This window comes from Pseudomonas sp. GW821-FHT11G12, from assembly GCF_058808055.1.
This window is the reverse complement of sequence record NZ_JBXARH010000010.1, coordinates 83,971-108,264: the sequence shown is the minus strand read 5'-3', so window position 1 is coordinate 108,264 and position 24,294 is coordinate 83,971. Positions and strand designations below refer to the sequence as shown.

General features: G+C 61.4%; 23 protein-coding genes. 11 read left to right on the top strand and 12 right to left on the bottom strand.

Going from position 1 to position 24,294, the window contains the following annotated elements; translation table 11 throughout:
• Positions 1–27: 27 nt before the first annotated feature.
• The 4 genes from AC1RR7_RS25240 to AC1RR7_RS25225 form a co-directional block, all read right to left on the bottom strand.
• Complete coding sequence (locus AC1RR7_RS25240; protein WP_096821071.1) at positions 28–1,041, bottom strand: alpha/beta hydrolase; 1,014 nt, start codon at positions 1,039–1,041, stop codon at positions 28–30.
• A gap of 33 nt (positions 1,042–1,074) precedes the next feature.
• Positions 1,075–1,494 carry an organic hydroperoxide resistance protein gene (locus AC1RR7_RS25235; RefSeq protein WP_041069547.1) on the bottom strand — a complete coding sequence of 140 codons (420 nt, stop codon included), beginning with the start codon at positions 1,492–1,494 and terminating at the stop codon, positions 1,075–1,077.
• Between the two features lie 282 nt (positions 1,495–1,776).
• On the bottom strand, positions 1,777–2,241 hold the full coding sequence (locus AC1RR7_RS25230) for a MarR family winged helix-turn-helix transcriptional regulator (RefSeq protein WP_102620446.1): 465 nt from the start codon (positions 2,239–2,241) through the stop codon (positions 1,777–1,779).
• Between the two features lie 83 nt (positions 2,242–2,324).
• Positions 2,325–3,281 carry a LysR family transcriptional regulator gene (locus AC1RR7_RS25225; protein ID WP_096821073.1) on the bottom strand — a complete coding sequence of 319 codons (957 nt, stop codon included), beginning with the start codon at positions 3,279–3,281 and terminating at the stop codon, positions 2,325–2,327.
• A 112-nt stretch (positions 3,282–3,393) separates the two neighbouring features.
• Here AC1RR7_RS25225 and AC1RR7_RS25220 point away from each other — a divergent pair, with 112 nt between their 5' ends.
• Entirely contained in the window at positions 3,394–4,143 is a 750-nt protein-coding gene (locus AC1RR7_RS25220; protein ID WP_493158663.1) for a sulfite exporter TauE/SafE family protein, read from the top strand.
• Here the strand turns inward: AC1RR7_RS25220 and AC1RR7_RS25215 are convergent.
• On the bottom strand, positions 4,133–4,987 hold the full coding sequence (locus AC1RR7_RS25215) for a LysR substrate-binding domain-containing protein (protein ID WP_007955701.1): 855 nt from the start codon (positions 4,985–4,987) through the stop codon (positions 4,133–4,135). The genes AC1RR7_RS25220 and AC1RR7_RS25215 overlap by 11 nt on opposite strands.
• 97 nt (positions 4,988–5,084) lie before the next feature.
• On the opposite strand from AC1RR7_RS25215, the gene AC1RR7_RS25210 reads away from it, so the two are divergent.
• Together AC1RR7_RS25210 and AC1RR7_RS25205 are read left to right on the top strand one after the other, a co-directional pair.
• A complete protein-coding gene (locus tag AC1RR7_RS25210) occupies positions 5,085–5,300 on the top strand; it encodes a DUF1127 domain-containing protein (RefSeq protein ID WP_192558634.1) in 216 nt (71 codons plus the stop codon).
• Between the two features lie 64 nt (positions 5,301–5,364).
• Positions 5,365–6,612: a winged helix-turn-helix domain-containing protein gene (locus AC1RR7_RS25205; RefSeq protein WP_493158662.1), complete on the top strand. Its 1,248-nt coding sequence runs from the start codon at positions 5,365–5,367 to the stop codon at positions 6,610–6,612.
• Here the strand turns inward: AC1RR7_RS25205 and AC1RR7_RS25200 are convergent.
• Positions 6,609–7,955 (bottom strand): class II 3-deoxy-7-phosphoheptulonate synthase, encoded by a 1,347-nt coding sequence (locus tag AC1RR7_RS25200; protein WP_493158661.1) that lies wholly within the window; start codon positions 7,953–7,955, stop codon positions 6,609–6,611. The genes AC1RR7_RS25205 and AC1RR7_RS25200 overlap by 4 nt on opposite strands.
• Positions 7,956–8,105: 150 nt before the next feature.
• On the opposite strand from AC1RR7_RS25200, the gene AC1RR7_RS25195 reads away from it, so the two are divergent.
• The gene (locus tag AC1RR7_RS25195) at positions 8,106–8,861 is read left to right on the top strand and encodes a spermidine synthase (RefSeq protein ID WP_096821076.1); all 756 of its coding nucleotides are present in this window, start codon (positions 8,106–8,108) and stop codon (positions 8,859–8,861) included.
• Between the two features lie 3 nt (positions 8,862–8,864).
• Here AC1RR7_RS25195 and AC1RR7_RS25190 read toward each other — a convergent pair whose 3' ends face one another.
• Entirely contained in the window at positions 8,865–9,656 is a 792-nt protein-coding gene (locus tag AC1RR7_RS25190) for a crotonase/enoyl-CoA hydratase family protein (RefSeq protein WP_493158660.1), read from the bottom strand.
• 422 nt (positions 9,657–10,078) lie between these two features.
• On the opposite strand from AC1RR7_RS25190, the gene AC1RR7_RS25185 reads away from it, so the two are divergent.
• A complete protein-coding gene (locus AC1RR7_RS25185; RefSeq protein ID WP_007955707.1) occupies positions 10,079–11,752 on the top strand; it encodes a DEAD/DEAH box helicase in 1,674 nt (557 codons plus the stop codon).
• Between the two features lie 90 nt (positions 11,753–11,842).
• Here the strand turns inward: AC1RR7_RS25185 and AC1RR7_RS25180 are convergent, their stop codons facing one another.
• Positions 11,843–12,610 carry a DODA-type extradiol aromatic ring-opening family dioxygenase gene (locus tag AC1RR7_RS25180; protein ID WP_493158659.1) on the bottom strand — a complete coding sequence of 256 codons (768 nt, stop codon included), beginning with the start codon at positions 12,608–12,610 and terminating at the stop codon, positions 11,843–11,845.
• Positions 12,611–12,712: 102 nt separating this feature from the next.
• Here AC1RR7_RS25180 and AC1RR7_RS25175 point away from each other — a divergent pair, with 102 nt between their 5' ends.
• Positions 12,713–13,369, top strand: coding sequence for a thiopurine S-methyltransferase (locus AC1RR7_RS25175; protein WP_493158658.1), 657 nt, complete (start codon positions 12,713–12,715; stop codon positions 13,367–13,369).
• A gap of 52 nt (positions 13,370–13,421) precedes the next feature.
• Here the strand turns inward: AC1RR7_RS25175 and htpX are convergent, their stop codons facing one another.
• Both htpX and AC1RR7_RS25165 read right to left on the bottom strand, forming a co-directional pair.
• Positions 13,422–14,309 carry a protease HtpX gene (gene htpX / locus AC1RR7_RS25170; protein WP_102620441.1) on the bottom strand — a complete coding sequence of 296 codons (888 nt, stop codon included), beginning with the start codon at positions 14,307–14,309 and terminating at the stop codon, positions 13,422–13,424.
• A gap of 304 nt (positions 14,310–14,613) precedes the next feature.
• Complete coding sequence (locus AC1RR7_RS25165) at positions 14,614–15,825, bottom strand: pyridoxal phosphate-dependent aminotransferase (RefSeq protein WP_085710751.1); 1,212 nt, start codon at positions 15,823–15,825, stop codon at positions 14,614–14,616.
• A 225-nt stretch (positions 15,826–16,050) separates the two neighbouring features.
• On the opposite strand from AC1RR7_RS25165, the gene msrB reads away from it, so the two are divergent.
• From msrB to AC1RR7_RS25150, 3 genes are all read left to right on the top strand, one after another.
• Positions 16,051–16,446, top strand: coding sequence for a peptide-methionine (R)-S-oxide reductase MsrB (msrB, locus tag AC1RR7_RS25160; RefSeq protein ID WP_096821149.1), 396 nt, complete (start codon positions 16,051–16,053; stop codon positions 16,444–16,446).
• Between the two features lie 101 nt (positions 16,447–16,547).
• Complete coding sequence (locus AC1RR7_RS25155) at positions 16,548–17,033, top strand: glutathione peroxidase (RefSeq protein ID WP_085730592.1); 486 nt, start codon at positions 16,548–16,550, stop codon at positions 17,031–17,033.
• Complete coding sequence (locus tag AC1RR7_RS25150; RefSeq protein WP_192558630.1) at positions 17,030–17,491, top strand: MarR family winged helix-turn-helix transcriptional regulator; 462 nt, start codon at positions 17,030–17,032, stop codon at positions 17,489–17,491. Before AC1RR7_RS25155 ends, AC1RR7_RS25150 begins: the two co-directional genes overlap by 4 nt.
• Here the strand turns inward: AC1RR7_RS25150 and AC1RR7_RS25145 are convergent.
• Positions 17,475–19,796, bottom strand: a complete 2,322-nt coding sequence (locus AC1RR7_RS25145; protein WP_096821082.1) for a hybrid sensor histidine kinase/response regulator — start codon at positions 19,794–19,796, stop codon at positions 17,475–17,477. The two genes, AC1RR7_RS25150 and AC1RR7_RS25145, sit on opposite strands and share 17 nt — an antisense overlap.
• 166 nt (positions 19,797–19,962) lie before the next feature.
• On the opposite strand from AC1RR7_RS25145, the gene AC1RR7_RS25140 reads away from it, so the two are divergent.
• Both AC1RR7_RS25140 and AC1RR7_RS25135 read left to right on the top strand, forming a co-directional pair.
• Entirely contained in the window at positions 19,963–20,853 is an 891-nt protein-coding gene (locus tag AC1RR7_RS25140) for an ATP-binding protein (RefSeq protein WP_096821083.1), read from the top strand.
• A complete protein-coding gene (locus AC1RR7_RS25135) occupies positions 20,850–21,332 on the top strand; it encodes a GAF domain-containing protein (RefSeq protein ID WP_085710746.1) in 483 nt (160 codons plus the stop codon). Before AC1RR7_RS25140 ends, AC1RR7_RS25135 begins: the two co-directional genes overlap by 4 nt.
• On the opposite strand, the gene AC1RR7_RS25130 is transcribed toward AC1RR7_RS25135, so the two are convergent.
• Entirely contained in the window at positions 21,333–24,278 is a 2,946-nt protein-coding gene (locus AC1RR7_RS25130; RefSeq protein ID WP_493158657.1) for an HD domain-containing phosphohydrolase, read from the bottom strand.
• Positions 24,279–24,294 lie beyond the last annotated feature (16 nt).

The window sequence follows — 24,294 nt, the reverse complement described above, 5'->3', positions numbered from 1 at the left end:
GTCGGGCTTTTTTGTGCCTGATGAAAATTACTGCTTCAGGTGTTGTTTCAGTTCTTCCGAGGCCTGCAACATCGCCGAGCGCACCGCCGGCACCTGGCTGACCACGTTGAGCAAACCGTAGTCGTGGATCATGCCGTTGTAGCGCACCGAGGTCACCGGCACGCCGGCTTCGTCGAGTTTGCGGGCGTAGGCTTCACCTTCGTCACGCAACACGTCGGCCCCGGCGGTCTGCACCAATGCGGGCGGCAGACCTTTCAATTGTGCAGTCGTGGCCCGCAGCGGCGAGGCGTAGATCTCGTTACGCTGGTTGGCGTCGGTGGTGTAGTTGTCCCAGAACCACTTCATCATGTTGCGGGTGAGGAAGTGCCCCTCGGCATATTGGTTATACGAACCGGTGTCGAAACTGGCATCAGTCACCGGCCACAACAGCACCTGGAACTTGATCGCCGGGGTGCCTTTGTCTTTGGCCATCAGGGCGACGACCGCCGCCATGTTGCCGCCGACACTGTTGCCCGCCACCGCCAGACGCTTGCCGTCGACGTTGATCTCTTTGCCGTGTTCGGCCACCCATTTGGTTGCCGCGTAAGCCTGGTTGATCGCCACCGGGTAATGCGCTTCCGGCGAAGGGGTGTAGTTGACGAACACCGCCGCGGCCCCCGAGCCGACCACCAGATCCCGCACAAGACGTTCGTGGGTCGGGAAATCTCCCAGCACCCAGCCGCCGCCGTGGAAGAACATGAACACCGGCAACTCGCCCTTGACCCCGGCCGGCCGGACGATGGTCAGGCTCAACGGTTGGCCATCGACCTGGATGGTCTTCTCGCTGACGTCTGCCTTGGGCAGCGTCAGTTTGACCCCCGACTGAGCGCCCGTCAGGACGGCGCGGGCATCCTTGGGCGTCAGTTGTTCCATCGGTTTGCCGGTGCCGGCGTTCAGCACATCGAGGAACGCCTGAGTGTTGTGCTCGACGTCACCGGCGAATGCGCTGTGAACGGACAGGGCGAGAAGGGTACCGGTCAAGACTTTGCTGAAAGTGTTCATGTTCATTTCCTGTTCGGGCCTGGGTGTCAGTGATTACACGGTGACGTGCAGGCGCACATCGACATTGCCACGGGTGGCGTTGGAGTACGGGCAGACCTGGTGGGCGGCGTCGACCAGGCTTTGTGCGTCAGCCTGTTCCAGGCCCGGCAGGTTGATGTGCAGGTCGATGTCCAGACCGAAACCACCAGGAATCTGACCGATACCGACGTGAGCGGTGATCGAGGCGTCGTCCGGGATTTTGCGTTTGGTCTGGCTGGCAACGAATTTCAGCGCGCCGATGAAGCAGGCCGAGTAGCCGGCAGCGAACAGCTGCTCAGGGTTGGTGGCTGCGCCGCCGGCACCGCCGAGTTCTTTCGGAGTGGCCAGTTTGACGTCGAGGATGTTGTCGCTGGAGATCGCACGACCGTCACGGCCGCCAGTGGAGGTTGCGATTGCGGTGTAGAGAGTTTGCATGGTGTGAGCCTCATTGAGTGTGATTTGTTGCGCTAATTGTTTGCGCGCTAACTAGGTGCGAAATAAATGTACTGCGCGAATATTTAGCGTGCAAGATAAATTTTTAAAGAATGATGAAATCGAGACATGGATCAGGCTGAGAAGAGATCTCAACTCTTTGATATGAAAGGTTTTTACGAAGGGAAAACGAGAGAGAAAAAATTTTGCGGGAGAGGGGGAAAGCAGAGAGAGGCGCGATTTCCCTGTAGGTGCGAGGTCGCTCCTACAGGGAAAGGGGGAGGCTTAAGTGAGGCTGTCCTGCAAATGACCGCGCAAGGCCTGCAACTCGGCTTGCAGGTTTTGCAGGCGCTCCAGCGTGAAGCCACTGGCCCCCAGAATGCATTGCGGAACGGTTCGGGCCTTGTCTTTCAAGGCGCGGCCCTGTGCGGTCAATTCGACGATCACCACCCGTTCATCCTCGCGGCTTCGAGTTCGGCTCAGCAAACCTTCACCTTCCAGGCGCTTGAGCAGCGGGGTCAGCGAACCCGGATCGGTCAGCAGGCGCGTGCTGATTTCTCCGACGGTCAAACCATCCTTCTCCCACAGCACCATCATCGCCAGATACTGCGGATAGGTCAGGCCAAGCGCTTGCAACAGCGGTTTGTAGACCTTGGTCATCATCAGCGAAGTGGAATGCAGGGCGAAGCAGGCCTGATTGTCGAGCAGCAGCTCTTCGCAGTGGTCAGTGGTGTCGCGGGTGGTGGTCATGTCGGTGCCTTGAACAGTGATGCAGATGAATCTAGCGCTCGAATCTTTAATGCGCCAGACAATTGTGCCCGGTGGCGAGTCGGTCAGTGCCGGCCCAGTTCCCGTTGCAGTGCCAGATCCCACGGTGGCACGGGGCTGAAGCGGGTCTTGAGGTATTCCAGCAGCAGGCGGCTGCGGGAGCTGGCCTGCTGTTCCAGTCGCAGCGCATAGATACCGGTGCTCTCCGGTTTTGGCAGGCCGTTTTCACAGAACAGCGGCAGCAGTTCGCCGCGCAGCAAGTATTCGCTGGCCAGCCAGGTCGGCAGATGCGCGATCCCGAGGCCCGCAAGCGCCCCGCAAACCAGCGCCTCGGCGTTGTTGGCGCTCATGCGGACCCGCGCCGGGCGGTGCAACTGCATCTGCCCGTCCTGTTCGAATCGCCAGGCGAAGGGCGGGGCGAGGCCGTCCCAATCGAGGCCGTCATGTTCACCCAGTTGTGCCGGCTCGCTCGGCACACCCCGACGCTTGAGATAGTCGGGGCTGGCGCAAGCGATGCGCACCATGCTCGCCAGCGGTGTGGCGACCAGTCGGGTATCGGCCATTTGCCCGGCGCGCAACACCAGATCGACCTTGCCCAGGTTCGAGCCGTCCATGTCGACGAAGCTGTCGATCAGATGCAGTTGCACGTCCAGCCCCGGATACAGCACCAGAAAGTCGGCAATCACTGGCGCCAGATGCCGACGTCCGAACGCTGCCGGCGCATCCACCCGAATCAAGCCTTCCGGCGCGCTGCTCAGGGAAACGGCTTCAGCGCGGGCCAGTTGCAGTTCGGCAACGATCCGCCGCGCCCGTTCGGCAAACGCCAGGCCGGCCGGCGTGGCGCGCACCGCATGAGTGCTGCGGATGAACAACTGGCTGCCGACAGCGCTTTCCAGGCTGTCGATACGCCGGGCGACGGCCGATGGCGTCAGCGGATGCCGGCGCGAGGCGGCGGAAAAACTGCCACTCTCCAGCACATCGAGAAACAGCCCGAGTTGTTCGGTCAATTGATTGGGATTCATGAATCAGCTCAGTGCCTATGCGGATTTGGCACAGCCATTGTGCGTTGCTGTGCGTTTCCGTGCCAGCGCCGACTGCGTAGGATGAATCCCCTGACGTATGAGGAATTCTGCTGTGATCGAGTTTTTGCTGTACCTGTTGTTTGGCGCCGCCCTCGGCACCCTGGGTGGGATATTCGGAATCGGCGGCGGCTTGATCGCCATTCCGCTGCTGGGTGTGTGGTTCGGGCTCGATCAGCAGATCGCCCAGGGCACGGCGTTGGTGATGGTGGTGCCGAACGTGATGCTGGCGCTGTGGCGTTATCACCAGCGCAATCGCATCGAACTCAGGCACTCGTTGCCGCTGGCAGTGATGGGGTTCTGCTTTGCATGGATCGGCTCGATCTGGGCCGTGGGCATCGACGCGCAAACCATGCGCATCGGTTTTGTCGCGTTCCTTGTGGCGTTGTCAGCGTACAACCTCGTGCGCATGTTCGGCGCGCGTCCGGCGGCGACTTCCGAGATGCGTTATTCATGGCCGTGGCTGGGCGTGCTCGGCGCGGCGTCGGGCACCATGGGCGGTTTGTTCGGTGTCGGTGGGGCAGTGGTGGCGACGCCGGTGCTGACCAGCCTGTTCGGCACCACTCAGGTGGTCGCTCAAGGCCTGTCGCTGGCGCTGGCATTGCCGAGCACCGGTGTCACGCTGGTGACGTACGCGGTGCACCACGAAGTGGACTGGATGATCGGCCTGCCGCTGGCCATCGGCGGTTTGGCCAGTATCAGTTGGGGCGTGAAGTTGGCCCACGCGATGCCGGAAAAACTCCTGCGTGGGTTGTTCTGCGGGTTCCTGGTGCTGTGTGCGGTGATGCTCGCCTTTAAAGTTTGAAGCCTTCGACGATGTGCTCGGCGAGGCATTCGGTGATCGGTGACGGATTGTTCAGATTACGGATCAGCATGATGCTGGCCTCGGGCAACAGCGGCAGATCTTCGGCGGCACCGAGAATTCGCAGGTCCGGGGTAATCAGGCTTTCCAGTTGCGCGGTGATCGCCAGACCTGCGCTCACCACCGCCATCAACGCCGACAGGCTGGTGCTGTTGTAGGCAATCCGGTATTCACGGCCCATGGCGTCCAGCGCATTGCAGGCCCACAGGCGGCAGAAGCAATCACTGTTGAACATCGCCAGCGGCAACGGCGTCTGCTCGTGGGCGCTGAAATTCTGCGCCTCGGCCCAGACGAAACGCTCCTTGCGCAGCAACTGGCCAATCTCGTTGCCCGGCTCGCGGGTGACGATCGACAGATCCAGGTCCGTGCGCTGCAGCAACTGTTTGGTCGACTCGCAATGCACTTCGATCTGGATCAGTGGATAGAACTGGGCAAAGCGCGACAGGATCCCCGGCAGAAACCGCATCACGTAATCGTCCGGCGTACCGATCCGCACCGTGCCGACCATGTGTGGTTCGCGCAGGGTGTTGAAGACTTCGCTGTGCAATTTCAGGATGCGCCGCGCGTAGCCGAGCAACACCTGGCCTTCGGCGGTGAGGCGCACCTGACGCCCGTCGCGCTCGAACAACTGGCGCTGCAACACGTCCTCTTCCAGACGCTTCATCTGCATGCTCACCGCCGACTGAGTGCGGTTGACCATTTCGCCGGCGCGGGTAAAACCGCCCTGATCGGCAATTGCGACAAAGGTACGCAGGACATCGGTATCGATACTGGGGTACGCCGACAATTGATGAATCTCCGTGATGCTTGCCATCAGAAACATTCGTTGGATTGATCGTAGCCCCGGCGCGAGACTTGAGCCATCCCTAAAGGAGGGCAACACGATGAAAGGTCAAAAACTGTATGTGAGCGATGAAAAAATGCCGGTCCATCTGATTTCCGATCTGCTGCACAAGTTTAGCCGCTGGTACGAACTTCACCGCGAACGCGAGTTGCTTGCCAGTCTGAGCGACGAAGCGTTGAAGGACATCGGGGTCAGCCGTGCCGATGTCGAGCACGAAGCAATTCGGCCGTTCTGGGACGATCCGATGCATAAATGATGAGGCCATCGCTACACAAACCACTTTCAGGTGAGGTAGGTTGCGAGCAGACATGGAGGAACACATGCCCGCGACATTGTCCTTTTCCCTTAAACAGGCTCGACGTCTGGCACTGGCTGCCCAAGGGTTTCACGGGCGCCAGCCGCCGGCTGTCAAGGCGATGCACGTCAATCGGCTGATCGAACGCCTCGGCCTGTTGCAGATCGACTCCGTCAACGCCGTGGTGCGCTCGCACTACCTGCCGCTGTTTTCCCGTCTCGGTTCCTATCCTACCGACTTGCTCGACCAGGCTGCCTGGAGTTCGGGGCGACGTCGTTCGCTGTTCGAATACTGGGGCCATGAAGCGTCATTGCTGCCGCTGTCGATGTACCCATTGATGGGCTGGCGCATGCAGCGAGCCAAGCGGGGCGAAGATATCTATCAGCAACTGGCGCGTTTCGGCCGTGAGCAACAGGACACCATTCGCCGGGTGCTGGCGTCGGTCGAAGAGCAGGGCGCACTGGGCGCCGGCAGCCTGTCGACCCGCGAGGAAAAGGCCGGCCCCTGGTGGGACTGGAGTGCGGAAAAACATGCGCTGGAATGGTTGTTTGCCGCCGGCGAAGTCACCGTGGCCGGGCGGCGCGGCTTCGAAAGGCTGTATGACCTGCCGGAACGAGTGATTCCGGCGTCCGTGCTGCAACAGTCATTGCCCGATGAGGCTGAAGCGCAGCGCGGTTTGCTGCTGCACGCGGCTGAAGCGTTGGGCGTAGGCACGGAAAAAGACCTGCGCGATTACTTCCGCCTGAACCCTGCCGATGCCCGTCCGCGCCTGGCGGAGCTGGTCGAGGCCGGGCAACTGCTGACCTGCGAAGTTGCTGGCTGGCGTCAGATTGCTTACTGCCTGCCCGAACCGAAAGTCCCGCGCAAAGTCGAGGCCAGCGCATTGCTGTCGCCGTTCGATTCGCTGATCTGGGAGCGCAGTCGCACCGAGCGGTTATTCGACTTCCGCTATCGGCTGGAGATTTATACGCCGCAGGACAAGCGGGTCTACGGCTATTACGTGCTGCCGTTCCTGCACAACGAACGGATTGCTGCGCGGGTTGATCTGCGCGCCGAGCGGGCGGTGGGGCGATTGGCGGTGCATGCGGTGCACGAGGAAGAGCCGGGGCTGGATGAGGCGGGGATGCTGGCGTTGGCGGGGAATTTGCGGCGGATGGCGGATTGGTTGGGGCTGGAGCAGGTGCAGCTCAATTGCCAGCGCGAAAGTGCCGGGCGGTTGCGGGTGGCGTTGGCTCAAGTCGAAAACGACCGAGCCAACGTCATCGCGGTTTAGCGTTTGACCTGTTTCAGCGTCTCGGCAATCAGAAACGCCAGTTCCAGCGACTGATCGGCGTTCATCCGTGGGTCGCAATGGGTGTGATAGCGATCCGACAAACCATCTTCAGTGATCGGCCGCGCACCACCGATGCATTCGGTGACGTTCTGCCCGGTCATTTCGATGTGGATGCCGCCAGCGTAGCTGCCTTCCGCTTCGTGAACCTGGAAGAACTGCTTCACCTCGCCAAGGATCTGCGCGAAGTCGCGGGTCTTGTAGCCGCTGCTGGCCTTGATGGTGTTGCCGTGCATCGGGTCGGAACTCCACAGCACCTGCTTGCCTTCACGCAGCACCGCGCGGATCAGCGCCGGCAGGTGATCGCCGACCTTGTTCGCGCCCATCCGCGCGATCAGGTTGAGGCGGCCCGGATCGTTGTCCGGGTTGAGCACATCGATCAAGCGGATCAGGTCGTCGGGGTTCATGCTCGGGCCGACTTTGACACCGATCGGGTTGTTCACGCCGCGCAGGAATTCGACGTGGGCGCCGTCGAGCTGACGGGTGCGGTCGCCGATCCACAGCATGTGCGCCGAGCAATCGTAGTAATCGTTGGTCAGGCTGTCGCGGCGCACGAAGGCTTCTTCGTAGTTCAGCAGCAGCGCTTCGTGGGCAGTGAAGAAACTGGTCTCGCGCAGTTGCGGCGAGCTGTCCATGCCGCAGGCGCGCATGAACGCCAGGGTCTCATCGATGCGGTCGGCGAGGTGGCTGTACTTCTCCGCCAGCGCCGAGTTGGCGATGAAATCGAGGTTCCACTTGTGCACCTGATGCAGGTCGGCAAAACCGCCCTGGGCGAAGGCGCGCAACAGGTTGAGGGTGGCGGTGGACTGGTGATAGGACTGCAGCAGACGCTCCGGATCCGGCACGCGGCTGGCCGAGTCGAAGCCGATGCCGTTGACGATGTCGCCACGGTAGGCCGGCAGGGTCACGCCGTCGATGGTCTCGTCGTTGGCCGAGCGCGGCTTGGCGAACTGGCCGGCCATGCGCCCGACTTTCACCACCGGGCAACCGGCGGCGAAGGTCATGACGATCGCCATTTGCAGCAGCACTTTGAAGGTGTCGCGAATCTTCGCGGCGGAGAACTCGGCGAAGCTTTCCGCGCAGTCGCCGCCTTGTAGCAGGAACGCCCGGCCCTGGGTGACTTCGGCAAACTGACGACGCAGCTCCCGCGCTTCGCCGGCAAACACCAGCGGCGGATAGCTGGCCAGCGTCTGCTCGACCTGGCGCAGGTGCGCGGCGTCGGGGTATTGGGGTTGTTGCTGGATCGGCAAGGCGCGCCAGCTGTCAGGGCTCCAGGGTTGGCTCATCACGGTCTCTATGGTTCTACGCACGGACGGCCATGTTAGCAGCAATTAGTGCGTGACCTGCTCCCGCCGCATCGCCGACAATCGCCGCTTTGCCACGGCGCCACAGCGGTGCCATCGCGTCACCGCGCCCGGTGACCACCAGGAGACGAAATGACTGAGGAGCGCGTCGAGCTGTTGCTCGCCGAGGTACAGGATGAGTTCGGCGTGATTCGCGTGCTGGAAGTGGCCGACTACCGCTTTCTGGAGTTCGGCGACGCCATCGAGCAAAGCTGCGTGTTTACCGCCGACCCGAGCTGGCTGGAGTACGACTACACCCGGGCGATGCTGATTGGCGCGTTGTGCCATGAGCAACCGGAGAGTGCACTGTTTCTCGGCCTTGGCGCTGGCACGCTGACCCAGGCCTGCCTCAAGTTCCTGCCGCTGGAAGATGTCGAAGCCATCGAGTTGCGCCCGGATGTGCCGCGTCTGGCCATCGAATACCTCGGTCTCGATGACGATCCGCGGCTGTATATCCGCGTTGGCGACGCAATCGAACTGCTGCCGACGGCCGAACCGGCGGATCTGATCTTCGTCGACCTCTACACTGACGTTGGCCCGGGTGCCGCGCACCTTGCGTGGAATTTCCTCGGTGACTGTCAGAAACGTCTGAATCCCGGCGGCTGGCTGGTGATCAACCAATGGGCCACCGATGACGGCAAACCTCTCGGGGCGGCGCTGTTGCGCGGGCTCTATCACCGGCATTACTGGGAACTGCCGGTGAAGGAGGGCAACGTGATTCTGATTGTGCCGGCGGATCTCGATCAGGTGCTGGACATGCAGGCGCTCACCGCCCGGGCTGAAGCGTTGGCGCCGAAGCTGGGGTACTCGTTGCAGTCGTTGATCAAGGCTATTCGCCCGGCAACCTGAGCCTCAAATGCCTTTGAAGACCCCCGGTCTGCGCTCCACCAGCGAGCGCACGCCCTCCTTGGCATCCTCACTGGCCAGCAACTTCTTCACCAGCGGCGGCAAGCTCTGCGCCGCGGCGGTCTCGCCTTCATAGCGCGCCTGACGTGCCGACATCAGCGTCGCCTGCACCCCCAGCGGCGCCTGTCGGGCGATCCGTTCGGCCAGTTCGATGGCGCGTGGCAGCAAGTCTTCGCTGGCCATGACTTCCTGCACCAGGCCCAGGCGCAACGCATCATGGGCATCAAACTCGTCGCCGGTCAGCAGCCAGCGCATGGCATTGCCCCAGCCGGCGATCTGATGAAAGCGCAACGTCGCACCGCCGAACGGAAAGATCCCGCGCTGCACTTCCATCTGCGCGAATCGGGTGTTGCTGGCGCACAGGTTGATGTCGGCGGCGAGCATCAGCTCGATACCGATGGTCAGGCAATAGCCTTGCGCGGCGACGATCACCGGTTTGCTGACCCGTGGCCCGACAAATACGCCCCACGGATCGCAACCGCCGGGCGGCACCTGCCAGCCCTGGGCGAGGGCGGAACTGGCGTTGACCAGATCGAGCCCGGCGGTGAAATGCTCACCATGCCCGAACACCACGGCCACCCGCGCGTCGCTGTCGGCCTCGAATTCACCGTAGGCCAGGGCCAGGTCATTGAGCAAATCCAGATCGAAAGCATTGCGCTTGGCTGCACGGTCCAGGCCAATCAAATGGACGTGACCGTGGCGCGCACGTCTGACGCGGCCGGGGCAGGGCTGATTCATGGGTGTTTCCTCGGACGGGAAGAAAGGGTGCAGCGACCAGATGCCGCACGTCGGTGAATCGTTTAAGCGCCATCGCCCGCAGGGCCGGGGTCTTTGAAAAATAGACCTTTGCCCGATTATCCGCAAAACCCCGTTACACAGCGGTGACAACTGTATTTCACCGATAAAAAAAGCTCCCTTTTTTGGCAAATTCCGGTATAGTGCGCGCCGGCCTTTAACCGGGCCGCGTTTAGGTAGCGCAATTCCCCGAAGTCAGCTTCGGCTGCACGTCCGCACTGCGGGCTCTTCCTTGACGATTCTTTTTCATTCATTCGTTTTCGCAAATCCCCGCCGACAAAGCTGCCAGGGCGACTCTTGAGTCTCAACACGGCATGTGCAGCTTTGGAGCATGGGTCTTTGCGGATGCACTTAGAGGCAGACCCATGACCCAGGAAATCGGCGGCTTCGCCGCTCTTGAACTTCATCCCAATATTGTCGCTGCAGTAGTCGCTACCGGCTATGAAGAGCCTTCGGCCATTCAGCAGCAGTCGATCCCGATCATCCTCGCCGGTCACGATATGATTGGTCAGGCGCAAACCGGTACCGGTAAAACCGCTGCCTTTGCCCTGCCTATCCTGCACCGCATTGATCCGTCCAAGCGCGAGCCGCAAGCTCTGATCCTGGCCCCAACTCGTGAGTTGGCGCTACAAGTTGCAACCGCTTTCGAAACCTACGCCAAGCAAATGCCGGGCGTAACTGTTGTGGCTGTCTACGGCGGCGCGCCGATGGGCCCACAATTGAAAGCAATCCGTAATGGCGCACAGATCGTTGTCGCCACTCCGGGCCGTCTGTGCGACCACCTGCGTCGCGACGAAAAAGTGCTGCAGACCGTGAACCACCTGGTTCTCGACGAAGCAGACGAAATGCTCAAACTGGGCTTCATGGACGACCTCGAAGTCATCTTCAAGGCCATGCCGGAAACCCGTCAGACCGTATTGTTCTCGGCTACCCTGCCGCAATCGATCCGTGCCATTGCCGAGCGTCACCTGCGCGATCCAAAGCACGTGAAGATCCAGAGCAAGACCCAGACCGTTACCGCGATCGAACAGGCTCACCTGTTGGTTCACGCTGACCAGAAGACCTCTGCCGTTCTCAGCTTGCTGGAAGTGGAAGATTTCGACGCTCTGATCATGTTCGTGCGCACCAAGCAAGCGACCCTGGATCTGGCCAGCGCCCTCGACGCCAAAGGCTACAAAGCCGCAGCGTTGAACGGCGACATCGCCCAGAACCAGCGTGAGCGCGTCATCGACTCGCTGAAAGATGGCCGTCTGGACATCGTTGTGGCGACCGACGTAGCCGCCCGTGGTCTGGACGTACCGCGCATCACCCACGTATTCAACGTGGACATGCCGTACGATCCGGAATCCTACGTGCACCGTATCGGCCGTACCGGCCGTGCCGGTCGCGAAGGCCGCGCGCTGCTGCTGGTGACTCCACGTGAGCGCCGCATGCTGCAAGTGATCGAGCGTGTAACCGGTCAGAAAGTTGCCGAAGTACGTCTGCCGGACGCCCAGGCCGTTCTCGATGCCCGCATCAAGAAACTGACCAACAGCCTGTCGCCGCTGGTGGCTGACGCCGAATCGACTCACGGTGATCTGCTGGATCGCCTGACCGCCGACATCGGTTGCACCCCACGTGCCCTGGCTGCTGCTCTGCTGCGCAAGGCCACCAATGGTCAGGCGCTGAACCTGGCAGCGATCGAGAAGGAACGTCCACTGGTGCCGAACAGCGCTCCACGTGGCGACCGTCCTGAGCGTTCCGGTGATCGTCCGGACCGTGGTGATCGCGAGCGTCGTGCTCCGATGCCACTGGGCGAAGGCCGTGCCCGTTGCCGTACCGCGCTGGGCGCGCGTGACGGTATCGCGGCGAAAAACCTGCTGGGCGCCATCCTCAACGAAGGTGGTCTGGCACGTGAAGCCATCGGTCGCATCCAGGTGCGTGACAGCTTCAGCCTCGTCGAGCTGCCGGAAGATGGTCTGGACAAGCTCCTGACCAAACTGAAGGACACTCGCGTTGCCGGTAAGCAGTTGAAGCTGCGTCGCTACCGCGAAGATTGATCCGCCCTTGGGCTGATTGATCGAACATAAAAAATCCCCGACTGGTTCGGGGATTTTTTTTGCCTGCGATTTGAGGTGGGAACGAACTCGTCAGCCGAAGCGGTAGATGTCCATGCCCAGCGCGCCCATGGTGAACCCTTGGTGCGCAATGCTGAACTCACCGCCGGCGCCGCGAGCGAAGTACAGCGGCAACAGATGCTCGTCGCTCGGATGGCTGCGCACAGCGTTTGGCGCTTGCTGGCGGTAATCGTGCAGGGCGGCTTCATCATTGGCTGCCAGCTTCTCGATAATCCAGTCACGGAAGTCCCTGGCCCACGGCTCGACGCTTTCCGGGCCGGCATGCCAGTCCAGTTCACGCAGGTTATGGGTGATGCTGCCGGAGCCGATCAACAGAATGCCCTGGCCGCGCAGGCTGGCCAGCGCCTGGCCGACGCGGGTCTGCAACGCCGGGCCGCCACGGCTGGGCAGGGAAACCTGAACCACCGGGATGTCGGCTTGCGGATACATCAGCGACAGCGGCACCCACACCCCATGGTCGAACGGTCGTTGCGGGTCGAGACGCGCGGGCAGGTTGTTGGCGGTCAGCAGTTCGGCGACCTCTTGCGCCAACTGCGGATTACCCGGTGCCGGGTACTGCACTTCAAACAATGCGCGGGGGAAGCCGCCGAAGTCGTGCCAGGTTTCCGGTTGCGGATGGCTGCTGACCAGCAGCTCATGGCTTTCCCAGTGGGCGGAAACGATGACGATGGCTTTCGGGCGTGGCAGTTCGGCGGCCAGGCGCGCCAGGGCCGGGCCGCTGGCGCCGGGTTCCAGCGCGAGCATGGGCGAGCCGTGAGAGATAAACAGGCTGGGAAGCATGGAAGGGTTCCTGAGCGTTAAGATGGTTCATCTTCAGTCAGTTCATTGATCTAATTCCAATATAAGTTTTAACGCTTTTTGATCGAATTCTTAGGAGGAACCATGCAGCCGGAGTTTTGGCACAAGAAGTGGGAATCGAACCAGATCGGCTTTCACCAACCCGAGGTGAACCCGTATTTGCAACGGCATTGGCCCGATCTGGCGATCCCGGCGCAGGCGCGTGTGCTGGTGCCGTTGTGCGGGAAAAGCCTGGATCTGTTGTGGCTGGCCGGTCGTGGGCATCGGGTTCTCGGCGTCGAGCTGTCGCAGAGGGCTGTCGAAGACTTCTTCCGTGAACAGCAATTGCAGCCGCAGATCAGCGAAGAGGGCGGCTTCAAGGTTTATCGGGCTGGGGCGATCGAGTTGTGGTGCGGGGATTTCTTCGCCTTGTCCGCGAGCGATGTGGCCGATTGCACGGCGCTGTATGACCGCGCGGCGCTGATCGCCTTGCCGCCACCGATGCGTGAGTGCTACGCGACGCACTTGCAGAATATCTTGCCGGCGGGCGTACGCGGTTTGCTGATCACGCTGGATTATGATCAGGCGCAAATGCCCGGGCCGCCGTTTGCGGTGGAAGATGCCGAGGTGCAGCGTCTGTTCGGTGGCGGCTGGCAGGTGCAGGCGCTGGAAGAACAGGACGTGTTGAGCGAAAGCGGGAAGTTCCTGCAGGCGGGAGTGACGCGCCTGGAGGAGAGGGTGTACCGCCTGACTGGTCAGTAACAGGCACAAAAAAAGGCCCGCATCACTGCGGGCCTTTTTTTAGCCGGGCTGATCAGCCGCGACGACGCAGGGCGTCGATACGCTCTTCCAGCGGCGGGTGGCTCATGAACATGCGGGCGAACCCTTGTTTGATGCCACCGTTGATGCCGAAGGCATTCAGGGTGTCAGGCATGTGCACTGGCAGTCCCTGCTCGGCGCGCAGGCGTTGCAGAGCGCCGATCATCGCGCTGGTACCGGCCAGGCGCGCGCCGGCTTCGTCGGCACGGAACTCCCGTTTGCGCGAGAACCACATCACGATCGCGCTGGCCAGGATGCCCAGAACCAGTTCGGCAAAGATGGTCGCGATGTAATACGCGATGCCCTGGCCTTCCTCGTTCTTGAAGATCACCTTGTCAACGAAGTTGCCGATGATCCGCGCGAAGAACATCACGAAGGTGTTCACCACGCCCTGGACCAGTGCCAGGGTGACCATGTCACCGTTGGCCACGTGGCCGATCTCGTGGGCCAGAACGGCTTTCACTTCATCCGGAGAGAAACGCTCCAGCAAGCCCTGGCTGACCGCGACCAGCGCGTCGTTCTTGTTCCAGCCGGTGGCGAAGGCGTTCGCTTCGTAGGCCGGGAAAATCCCGACTTCGGGCATCTTGATCCCGGCTTCGCGGGACAGTTGCTCGACGGTTTGCATCAGCCATTGCTCGTGGCGGGTGCGCGGCTGGGTGATGATCTGGGTGCTCGTGCTCATCTTCGCCATCCACTTGGAGATGAACAGCGAGAACAGCGAACCGGCGAAACCAAAGACGGCACAGAAGACCAGCAGCTGACTGAGGTTGAGGTCAACCCCGTTGGCCGCCATGAACCCGTTGAAGCCGAACAGGCTCAGGGTGATGCTGGCTATCAGCACGACCGCCAGGTTAGTGGCCAAAAACAGCAGGATGCGCATCATGGTTGTAGAAATCTCCTCAAGCTAAAGATGTAGCGTACTGCGGGGTATATAAGGTGCGGCACCGGGCGATTCAACCGAGTGACTATTTCAAACTGTGTCCTACATCGGATTCTCCGGTGTGCGGGACAATTCCCACCCCTGAAGACGACAAGGATGACAGCCGCGCGCCACCCACCGGCATTGCATCAGGCGCATGTGATCGGTACGAATCGACAGTGTAGAAGGCGTACGGAAGGGGGCGGGGCAGAAGTGTTGCTGAATCAGACAGTGCGCAACGAAAGGCTCGTTGCGCACGGATCGCCGGTTACTGGCGGTAGGACTTGAGGAAGTTGCCGATGCGCCCGATGGCCATGTCCAGGTCATCGACACGCGGCAGGGTCACGACACGGAAGTGATCCGGCCACGGCCAGTTGAAGGCCGTGCCCTGAACCACCAGCAGCTTCTCGGACAGCAGCAGGTCGAGGACGAATTTCTCGTCGTTGTGGATCGGGCAGATCTTCGGGTCGATCTTCGGGAAGGCATACAGGGCGCCCATCGGCTTCACGCAGCTCACGCCGGGAATGTCGTTGAGCAACTCCCAGGTGCGGTTGCGCTGTTCCAGCAGGCGACCTTGCGGCAGCACCAGGTCGTTGATGCTCTGATAGCCGCCGAGGGCGGTCTGGATCGCGTGCTGGCTCGGCACGTTGGCACACAGGCGCATGTTGGCCAGCATGTCGATGCCTTCGATGTAGCTGTGGGCATTGTGTTTCGGCCCGGAAATGGCGATCCAGCCGGAACGGAAACCCGCCACGCGATACGACTTCGACAGACCGTTGAAGGTCAGGCACAGCAGGTCCGGCGCCAGCGAAGCGGTGCAGATGTGCACGGCGTCGTCGTAAAGAATCTTGTCGTAGATTTCGTCGGAGAACACCACCAGGTTGTGCTGGCGAGCCAGTTCCAGCATGCCCAGCAACACTTCCTTCGAATACACCGCGCCGGTCGGGTTGTTCGGGTTGATGATCACCATGGCCTTGGTGTTCGGGGTGATCTTGGCCTTCATGTCGGCCAGGTCCGGGAACCAGTCGGCGCCTTCGTCGCACAGGTAGTGCACCGCGTTACCACCGGCCAGGCTTACGGCAGCGGTCCACAGCGGATAGTCCGGCGCCGGCACCAGCACTTCGTCGCCGTTGTTGAGCAGGGCCTGCAACGACATCACGATCAACTCGGATACGCCGTTGCCCAGGTAGATGTCTTCGATGCCGACACCTTCGACCTGTTTCTGCTGGTAGTACTGCATCACGGCCTTGCGCGCGCTGAACAGGCCTTTGGAGTCGCTGTAGCCCTGGGCGGTCGGCAGGTTGCGGATCACATCCTGGAGAATTTCGTCCGGCGCTTCGAAACCAAAGGGCGCCGGGTTGCCGATGTTCAGCTTGAGGATGCGATGGCCTTCCTCTTCCAGGCGTTTGGCGTGCTTGAGCACTGGGCCGCGAATGTCGTAGCAGACGTTGGCGAGCTTGTTCGATTTGCTGAACTGCATGGCGATGTGATCCCGAAAATGAACGATCCAGGCGGCGAATGGACAACCGTGCTGGGAATCCTGCGTCTTCACACAGGCAAGCGTCTTGAGCGGCGGTTTCCAACAATCCGTTTGAATGCGCAGGATCCCGCTGCCAGACTGGCGTGTGACGAGGCGCAATCATACGTGCCACCCGATCCGTGGAAAAGGTACAGATCGGGCTTTTTCAGCCGTTGAGGTGTGATGATGGAAAAGATTGAAAAGACCCTGGAAGAATGGCGCGCGATGCTCGACCCGGAGCAATACAACGTGTGCCGTCTCAGTGCCACCGAGCGACCGTTCTCGGGCAAATACAACGCCACCAAGACCGACGGTGTCTATCACTGCATCTGCTGCAATGAGCCGTTGTTCGATTCCAAGACCAAATTCGACTCCGGTTGCGGCTGGCCGAGCTTCTACGCACCGATCGGCGAGAGCGCCATGACTGAAATCCGTGACACCAGCCACGGCATGATCCGCACCGAAGTGAAATGCGCCCGATGCGATGCGCATCTGGGTCACGTGTTCCCCGACGGCCCTCCGCCGACCGGTCTGCGTTACTGCATCAACTCGGTGTGCCTGGACCTGGTGCCACGCGAATAGCCGATGCGGGCGATCCCTGGATCGCCATTCGGATAATTAAATTGCACACAATTCAATTGCTCGCTATTTTTACAGCTTCTCAACTTTCCAGAGTGCGCACCATGAGCGATAACCTGCTGACCATTCCGTGCACCACCATCAAGGGTGAGCAAAAGACCCTGGCCGATTTCGCCGGCAAAGCGGTGCTGGTGGTCAACACTGCCAGCAAGTGCGGCTTCACCCCGCAATACAAGGGCCTTGAGGAGCTGTGGCAGACCTACAAGGATCAGGGGCTGGTGGTGCTGGGCTTTCCGTGCAACCAGTTCGGCAAGCAAGAACCCGGCAACGAGGGTGCGATCAGCGAGTTCTGCGAGCTCAATTACGGCGTCAGCTTCCCGCTGTTCAAGAAGATCGAAGTCAACGGTAACGGTGCGCATCCGCTGTTCGTGCAGTTGAAGAAACGTGCGCCGGGTGTACTGGGTTCCCAGGGCATCAAGTGGAACTTCACCAAATTCCTGATCGGCAAGGACGGCCAGTTGGTCAAGCGCTTCGCCCCGGCCACCAAGCCGCAGGATCTGAGCCGCGAGATCGAAGCCCTGCTCAAATGAACGATCTGTCAGCCGATGCGCTGAAGCTCGACAGTCAGTTGTGCTTCAAGCTGTACGCCGCGTCCCGGGCCGTGATTCGTGCCTACAAGCCGATGCTCGATCAGCTCGGCCTGACCTACCCGCAATACCTGGCGATGCTGGTGCTATGGGAATGGCAGGGCGCGGCGCCGGAACAACCGACCGTCAAGGCACTGGGCGAGCGTCTGGCGCTGGATTCCGGGACGCTGACGCCGCTGCTCAAGCGTCTGGAGCAACTGCAACTGGTGCAGCGTCAACGTTCGGCGCGGGACGAGCGTGAGGTTCACCTGAGCCTCACGCTTCAGGGCCAGGCGCTGCGCGAGCAGGTCGGGCCTTTGAAGGACCGGTTGCTGTGCGACAGTGGCGTGGACCTGGATCGTCTCAACGAACTGCGTACCGGGCTCGATCATCTGCTGGGGCAAATCAAAGCGCTGTCGTAGTCGGTATCCACTGATCCAGCAGCGCTGCCAGTTCTTCGCGACGGAACGGTTTGGCCAGGTAGTCACTCATGCCCGCCGCCCGGCAGCGCTCCCGTTCCTCGGACATGGCGTTGGCCGTCAACGCCACGATCGGCAAGTGTGGCCAGCGACCGCTCTGACGGATCTGCCGGCTTGCTTCGTAACCGTCCATCACCGGCATGTTGCAGTCCATCAGCACCAGATCGAACTCATGGTGTTCCAGTTGATCCAGCGCTTCTGCGCCATGGGCCGCCACCACCACCTCGCAGCCGAGTTTACCGAGCATGCCCTTGGCCACCAGTTGGTTGACCGGGTTGTCCTCCACCAGCAACACCCGCCCGCGACGCTGAGATGGCACGCTTTCAAGACGCGCACGGTCGATGGTGGTGATGTCCGGTTGCAGGGTTCTGCGCAGATTCTGATACAGCGCGTTGCGTGCCAGGGGACGAGCCTGCTGCTGTAGCGGGGCAAGGGCCGCAGCTTCTTCGCCCGGCATGAAACTGCCGTAAGCGGTCACCAGCAGAATCGGTGCGGTCATGGTCGGGCGCAGGCCAAACAGGCATTCGGGGCAATCGGTGATGATGATGTCCGGTGACGGGCCGAGGAGTGACGCTTCAATCGTGCGCTGTTCGTACGACAGACCCCAGACCGGCAACAGACTGCCGAGCAGCTCTGACAGGCCGCTGGCCGCCGTGGTGATGGCGAGCACGCTGCCATGCAGCGGGGCCGGGATGACTGCGCGGGTGTGGCAGGGCAACGGCAGTTCGGCACAGAACTGACTGCCGAAACCGACTTCGGAACTGATCGTCAGGCGCCCCTGCATGGCCTCGCAAAGGTTGTAGGTCAAGGCCAGGCCCAGCCCGGTGCCGCCGTACTGGCGGGTGATACCGGCCCCGGCCTGGGTGAAGGGCTGGAAAATCTTCACCTGGGCTTCCTGGGCGATACCGATGCCGGTATCGCAGACCTCGATGCGCACGCCATCCTTCCAAGTCGACAAACGCACATCGACCCGACCAAAACGGGTGAACTTCAGGGCGTTGGACAGCAGATTACTGACGATCTGCCTGACCCGGGTCGGGTCGCCGAGCACCAGCGCCGGAAAGTGCGGATCGATCAGACACGTCAGCTCCACGCTTGGCGCCGCGTTCTGCGACAGCAGGTTGGCGGTGTCTTCGATCAACGAGCCGAGGTCGAACGGGATGTGTTCGAGTTCCAGTTGCCCGGCATCGAATTTCGACAGGTCGAGAATATCGTTGAGCAACTCCACCAGCACTTTGCCCGAGTCGTGGGCAATGGACAGTTGTTGCTGCTGTTCGCCATTGAGCGGGCCGTCGAGGGACAGCGCGATCATGCCCAGCAGGCCGTTGAGCGGGGTGCGGATCTCGTGGCTCATGTTGGCAAGGAACGCCGAGCGGGCCTCTGCCATGTCCAGTGCGGTGCTGCGGGCGACCTCCAGTTCCTCGTTGGACTGGCTGAGGCGGGCGTTGATCGCTTTGAGTTCGGCGGTGCGTGCCGACACGATGTCTTCGAGTTGAGCGAGGTAGTCGGTGAGACGGTTTTCCGCGGTGCGCCGTTGCTGGATTTCCGTGGCGATGTTCTCGAACTGCTGGTTGGCGACCTTCACCAGCACGCCGATCTCATCGTTGGCGTGTCCACTCGGACATTCAAGCGTGGTCGGTTCGGCACTGCGCGGATCGCGCCCGCTGAGTTCACGGATCACCCGCACCAGCGGCTTGGTCAGCATCACGTAGAACAGTGCCAGCAGGATGCCGGTCAGGATCAGGCTGCGGGCAAAACCGTTGAGCAGCGTGACTTCGGCCCGACGCAGGAAGCGGCTGCCGAAGGCATAGGTGTCGACTTCCAGGCTCAGGGTGCCGAGGGATTCGTTGGGCAAATGGTCGAGATAGAGCCGATCTTCGAACTCGCGTTTGGCGCCGAACAGAAAGTCGCTGATCAACCGATAGCCGCTTTGCAGCTCCGGGCGCTTCACGCTGGCCAGAACCGTCTGATTGTTGTCGGTCAGTTGTGCGGAAATGATGGCCGGCGAGCGCAGCAGGCCCAGCGTGAGTTCCTGGGCCAGTTCGGCGTCGATGTTATAGGCGATACGCGAGGCCGGGTTATGGCTGATTTCCAGCAAAGACAGGATTTCACGGTTGATGGACGCGTCTTCACTGGCATAATCGATGCCGATTTGCAGCAGGCTGAGCAGCGTGCCCAGAATGAACCCGACCAGCACGGTAAGCCGGGCCTGTTTGTACGACAGCCGGTGGGTGAATTTGATATCCATGGGGTGTTGAACCACTTCCGTTTCCCTTCGCTGCTCAAGCATAGTCGATCATGTATGGATACCGTGGTTCCCGAATCGCCTTGTAACAAGGGCCGGGGCGGGTGTCGAACGCTATCGGTCGTCGCTGTATCGCCATCATTACTGTGAACCAGCCCGAGGAGAAGACGTGGATTCCCGATTGAATGCTTTTCTTGAGCGCGCCGAGTCGGTTCTGGCGCGGATCGAACCGCTGCTGCCGGCACCACGCCCGGTCATCGACTGGGGCACTTGCCTGGCCGCACGCTGGCAGCGTGACGGTCGCAGCGGCTATCTGCTGCCGCTGGAAGTCAGCCTCGACATGCGTCTTTCGGACTTGATCGGTGTCGATCGGCAACTGGAGCAACTGGGCCGAAATACCCAACAGTTCCTCGACGGCATGCCGGCCAACCATGCGTTGCTCTGGGGTTCGCGCGGTACCGGTAAATCCTCGCTGGTACGGGCGCTGCTGGCCGAGCACGCCAAGGCCGGTCTGCGCCTTATCGAGATCGAGCGCGATCACCTGGCCGACCTGCCACGGGTGGTGGAGCAGATCGGCAAACTGCCGCAACGTTTCGTGCTGTTTTGCGATGACCTGTCGTTCGAGTCCGGCGAAGGTGATTACCGTGTGCTGAAAAGCGTGCTGGATGGCTCGCTGGAGCAGGCGCCGGACAACGTGTTGCTGTACGCCACCTCCAACCGCCGCCACCTGGTGCCGGAAAAGGAAAGCGACAACGAAAACTGGAAGCGCGTCGATGGCGAACTGCACCCGAGCGAAGCGGTGGAAGACAAGATCGCTCTGTCGGACCGCTTTGGCCTGTGGCTGTCGTTCTATCCGTTCACCCAGGAACATTTCCTCAACGTCGTCGAACACTGGATCGGCCAGTTGGCCGCCAAGGCCGGCCTGAGCTGGCAGCGCGACGAACAACTGGACATTCTCGCCGTGCGCTGGGCGACCGGCCGTGGCAACCGCAACGGACGTTGCGCGTACCAATTCGCCCGTTACTGGGTGGGACTGAAATTGCTGGAGCACAAGGCATGATTGATTTGCAACAGAGCGGCCAGGGCCTCGAAGGCTATGGCATGTTGGCCGCGCAATTGGAGTCGCTGCTGGCGGACGAGCGCGATTTCATCGCCAACGCCGCGCAGTTTTCGGCGTTCCTGTTCAACCAGCTCGATGACCTGAACTGGGCCGGTTTCTACCTCAATCGCAATGAAGAGCTGGTGCTCGGCCCGTTCCAGGGCCAGATCGCTTGCGTACGCATTCCGTTCGGTCGCGGTGTGTGTGGCGCGGCGGCGGCCAGTCTGCAGACACAACGGGTCGAAGACGTTCATGCATTCCCCGGCCACATCGCCTGTGACAGCGCGTCGAACAGCGAACTGGTGGTGCCGTTGGTCAAGGATGGTCGGCTGATTGGCGTACTCGACCTCGACAGCCCGAAGCTTTCGCGTTTCGGCGCAGACGATCAGGCTGGTATCGAACGACTGGCGGCGATCTTCCTGCGCCTGACCGACTGCTGATCACGCCGCAAGCCCCGCCTTGCGCAGCACGCCGGCAGGGTCGACAGCATCGATCTGTTGCGGGTCGAGGAAACGGCTGGCGTATTGCAGATACAGGCCTTCGCGGATGAACAGGCCGAACAGCTCGGCATCGATATGTGCCTCGCGGCACATGGTGGCCATGATTCCCAGCGCTTCGCTGAGGGTCTTGGCCTTTTTGTACGGGCGGTCGGCGGCGGTCAGCGCTTCGAAGATGTCGGCAATCGCCATCATCCGTGCCGGCAGGCTCATCTCCTCGCGTTTCAAACGTTTCGGGTACCCGGTGCCGTCCATTTTTTCGTGATGGCCGCCGGCAATCTCCGCCACGTTGTTCAGATGCCCGGGGAAGGGCAGATGACTGAGCATCAGGATCGTCTGCACCATGTGGTGGTTGATGATGTAACGCTCCTCTCGGGTCAGCGTGCCGCGAGGAATGCTCAGGTTGTACAGCTCGCCACGGTTGTATTTGTAGCGCGGGACGTCGAGTTTGAACCCCCATGGGTTGTCTTCCGGAATCAGTTCGCTGTCGGCACGTTCGAGCAGATGCTCGGGCTTGTCCGCCAGTAACCTTTCGCTGACCGGAAGGGTAGGCGCCGATGTGCGTGCCTGGCGCCGGTTTTCCTCCCAGGACACGCCCAGGCGATCGTCCAGCGTACGTGTCCAGGTGCGCTGCGCAATGCCCTCAAGACGCTGAAGGTCGGCGTCCGCCATGGCCTCACTGCCCAGATTGCAGCGGGCGACAAAACTGAAGTCATCATCCAGCGCTGTCAGCATCGCGTCGCGCAGGCTGGCCAGTTGTCGTTCGTCGCCACCCGACGCCAGGGCTTGCCAGTAGCTGATCCACGCATCGCGCTTGAGCACTTCGAACCGGGTGCGGACTTCATGGATGCGATCGTTCAGGGTTTCCAGTTTGGTGGCTTTGTCGACGACGTATTCCGGCGTCGTGACTTTGCCGCAGTCGTGCAGCCACGCGGCGATGTGCAAGGCTTCCCATTCGTCCTCACTGGGCTGGTAGTCGCTGAAGGCGGGGGCCTCGCTGGCCGCGGCGGCGTGGGCGAGCATCAGGGTCAGTTCCGGCACGCGTTGGCAATGCCCGCCGGTGTAAGGGCTCTTGGCATCGATGGCGCCGGCGAGCAGTTGAATGAACGCATCCAGCAGTTGTTTCTGCCGGGCTTGCAGACGTTGGCTCTCGATACTCACCGCCGCCGCACCGGACACCGCTTGCAGGAACGCGATGCGGTCGGGTCGCAGCTTCTCCAGGTCGGCCGGGGTGCCGCTGTCATTGATCAGCAACACTAGCAGGCCGATTGTTTCGTTGTGCTGGTTGTGCAGGCGGATCCCGATCAGGTGGACGCGCGGCGTGTCCATGGCCAGCAGGACCTTTTGCAGATCGGCGGCCTGTTCGAAGCCAAGGTTGCTGACCACGTTGTCGGCATGCGCCAATTGCTCGAACCAGGCCGGACCCTGCGCGGTATCAAGGTTGTGGCCTTGAATATCGAACGCTGCCAGCGGCCGGGAAGTGCCGTCGACCACCAGCCCGTAAGGTTCCATGCGGTTGCCATCACTTTCGCGCAGGTAGATCAGACCGGCCTGGGCCTGGGCAATCTGCACCGTTTCGAACAATACCCGTTGCAGCAGCGGGGCGAACCGGGTTTCGGCGGTCAGGCTGTCGGTGATGCGAAAGAAGCTGGCCAGGGTGTCCTTCATCCGCGCCATCGACAGGCTCAACTGGTCGACCTCCAGCACTGGTGAGCGGCGGGTCACGGGAAAGTTGAAATCGAAGCTGCGGATGGCATCGGCTTCCTTGACCAGTGCATGCAGCGGCTTGACCAGAATCCGCGAGATCAGCCAGCCCAGCGGCAGGCACAACAACAGGGTGGCAAGGGTGATCAGCGCACCTTGCCAGCGCATGCGATAGGCATCGACCAGTAACTCGTCCTCCGGCACCAGCAAGGCCATCTGCAAACCTTTCGGGCCGCCTTCCTGCAGGCTGCTGCGGGCAACGATCCAGCGTCGCCCCTCAGCTTTCAGGCGTTTGCCCTGATGATCGGCCGACAGCAGGGCATGCAGGCTCGGGCTCAGGTCAGCCGCCTTGGCCAGGCGCGCCGTACGGTCATCGACGATCAGCCGGTTGCTGTCGGGATAGGCCACGGCGTTGCCTTCGGCATCGAAGAGGACGATTTCTGTCGCTGGCGTCACCACGTGTTTGGTCAGGGTCGCCGACAGTGCGTCGAGGGTCAGGTCGGCAGCGATCACCGCGTGCACGCTGCTGCGCCGGGCGAGGGTGGTGCCGACATTGTGGGTGGAAAAAAACACATAGGGTTCGGTGGTGATTTGTTCGTTCTGTTGCTGCGCGCGGGTGTACCAGGTGCGGCTGCGCGGGTCGTAGGCATCGTCCGGATTGTCGTGACGACCCACCGCTGACAACGCCTGATCGAAAAACAGCGATTGCGATCTGACGCCGCCATCGGCGTCATGTTCGATGCTCCAGACCTGATACGCCGCTGCATCCGGAGCTTTCAGCAAGGTTCTCAGTGACGCGGTGCGCAAGGGGCGCACCATGAAGAAATCGCCGTTGTCGTAACCCAGATACAACGAGGCCAGGTCCGGGTTGTCCGCCAGTGACTGGCTGAACGGCTTGAGCAGCGTCAGGCGTTTTTCAAGCGTTGAGGCCTGAGTCCCGGAGTTGTCCGCGAGCAGGCTCAGCAGGTGCCGGATTGGCGCGTAGGTCGATTGCAGGTCGACGCGTACATCCTGTTCGATGCGTTCGAACAGTTTTTCACTGCTCGACAGAATGATCTGTGTGGTCTGCCGGTAGTTGAACAGCCCCAGCACGACCCCGGTGAGCAGCAGCAGAAAGGTGAACATGACGCTGATGTGCACGTGCAAAGGGAACCGGCGTTGATCCGGGCGCAGTGGGCTGGGCATTGCGGACTCTCCGTGT

Bases quoted from the DNA above. Each gene is read 5' to 3' on its own strand.
- AC1RR7_RS25130 (WP_493158657.1), bottom strand. From the start codon at position 24,278: ATGCCCAGCCCACTGCGCCCGGATCAACGCCGGTTCCCTTTGCACGTG.
- htpX (WP_102620441.1), bottom strand. From the start codon at position 14,309: ATGATGCGCATCCTGCTGTTTTTGGCCACTAACCTGGCGGTCGTGCTG.
- AC1RR7_RS25175 (WP_493158658.1), top strand. From the start codon at position 12,713: ATGCAGCCGGAGTTTTGGCACAAGAAGTGGGAATCGAACCAGATCGGC.
- AC1RR7_RS25190 (WP_493158660.1), bottom strand. From the start codon at position 9,656: ATGAATCAGCCCTGCCCCGGCCGCGTCAGACGTGCGCGCCACGGTCAC.
- msrB (WP_096821149.1), top strand. From the start codon at position 16,051: ATGGAAAAGATTGAAAAGACCCTGGAAGAATGGCGCGCGATGCTCGAC.
- AC1RR7_RS25185 (WP_007955707.1), top strand. From the start codon at position 10,079: ATGACCCAGGAAATCGGCGGCTTCGCCGCTCTTGAACTTCATCCCAAT.
- AC1RR7_RS25230 (WP_102620446.1), bottom strand. From the start codon at position 2,241: ATGACCACCACCCGCGACACCACTGACCACTGCGAAGAGCTGCTGCTC.
- AC1RR7_RS25145 (WP_096821082.1), bottom strand. From the start codon at position 19,796: ATGGATATCAAATTCACCCACCGGCTGTCGTACAAACAGGCCCGGCTT.
- AC1RR7_RS25225 (WP_096821073.1), bottom strand. From the start codon at position 3,281: ATGAATCCCAATCAATTGACCGAACAACTCGGGCTGTTTCTCGATGTG.
- AC1RR7_RS25210 (WP_192558634.1), top strand. From the start codon at position 5,085: ATGAAAGGTCAAAAACTGTATGTGAGCGATGAAAAAATGCCGGTCCAT.
- AC1RR7_RS25150 (WP_192558630.1), top strand. From the start codon at position 17,030: ATGAACGATCTGTCAGCCGATGCGCTGAAGCTCGACAGTCAGTTGTGC.
- AC1RR7_RS25235 (WP_041069547.1), bottom strand. From the start codon at position 1,494: ATGCAAACTCTCTACACCGCAATCGCAACCTCCACTGGCGGCCGTGAC.
- AC1RR7_RS25155 (WP_085730592.1), top strand. From the start codon at position 16,548: ATGAGCGATAACCTGCTGACCATTCCGTGCACCACCATCAAGGGTGAG.
- AC1RR7_RS25165 (WP_085710751.1), bottom strand. From the start codon at position 15,825: ATGCAGTTCAGCAAATCGAACAAGCTCGCCAACGTCTGCTACGACATT.
- AC1RR7_RS25240 (WP_096821071.1), bottom strand. From the start codon at position 1,041: ATGAACACTTTCAGCAAAGTCTTGACCGGTACCCTTCTCGCCCTGTCC.
- AC1RR7_RS25195 (WP_096821076.1), top strand. From the start codon at position 8,106: ATGACTGAGGAGCGCGTCGAGCTGTTGCTCGCCGAGGTACAGGATGAG.
- AC1RR7_RS25135 (WP_085710746.1), top strand. From the start codon at position 20,850: ATGATTGATTTGCAACAGAGCGGCCAGGGCCTCGAAGGCTATGGCATG.
- AC1RR7_RS25180 (WP_493158659.1), bottom strand. From the start codon at position 12,610: ATGCTTCCCAGCCTGTTTATCTCTCACGGCTCGCCCATGCTCGCGCTG.
- AC1RR7_RS25200 (WP_493158661.1), bottom strand. From the start codon at position 7,955: ATGAGCCAACCCTGGAGCCCTGACAGCTGGCGCGCCTTGCCGATCCAG.
- AC1RR7_RS25205 (WP_493158662.1), top strand. From the start codon at position 5,365: ATGCCCGCGACATTGTCCTTTTCCCTTAAACAGGCTCGACGTCTGGCA.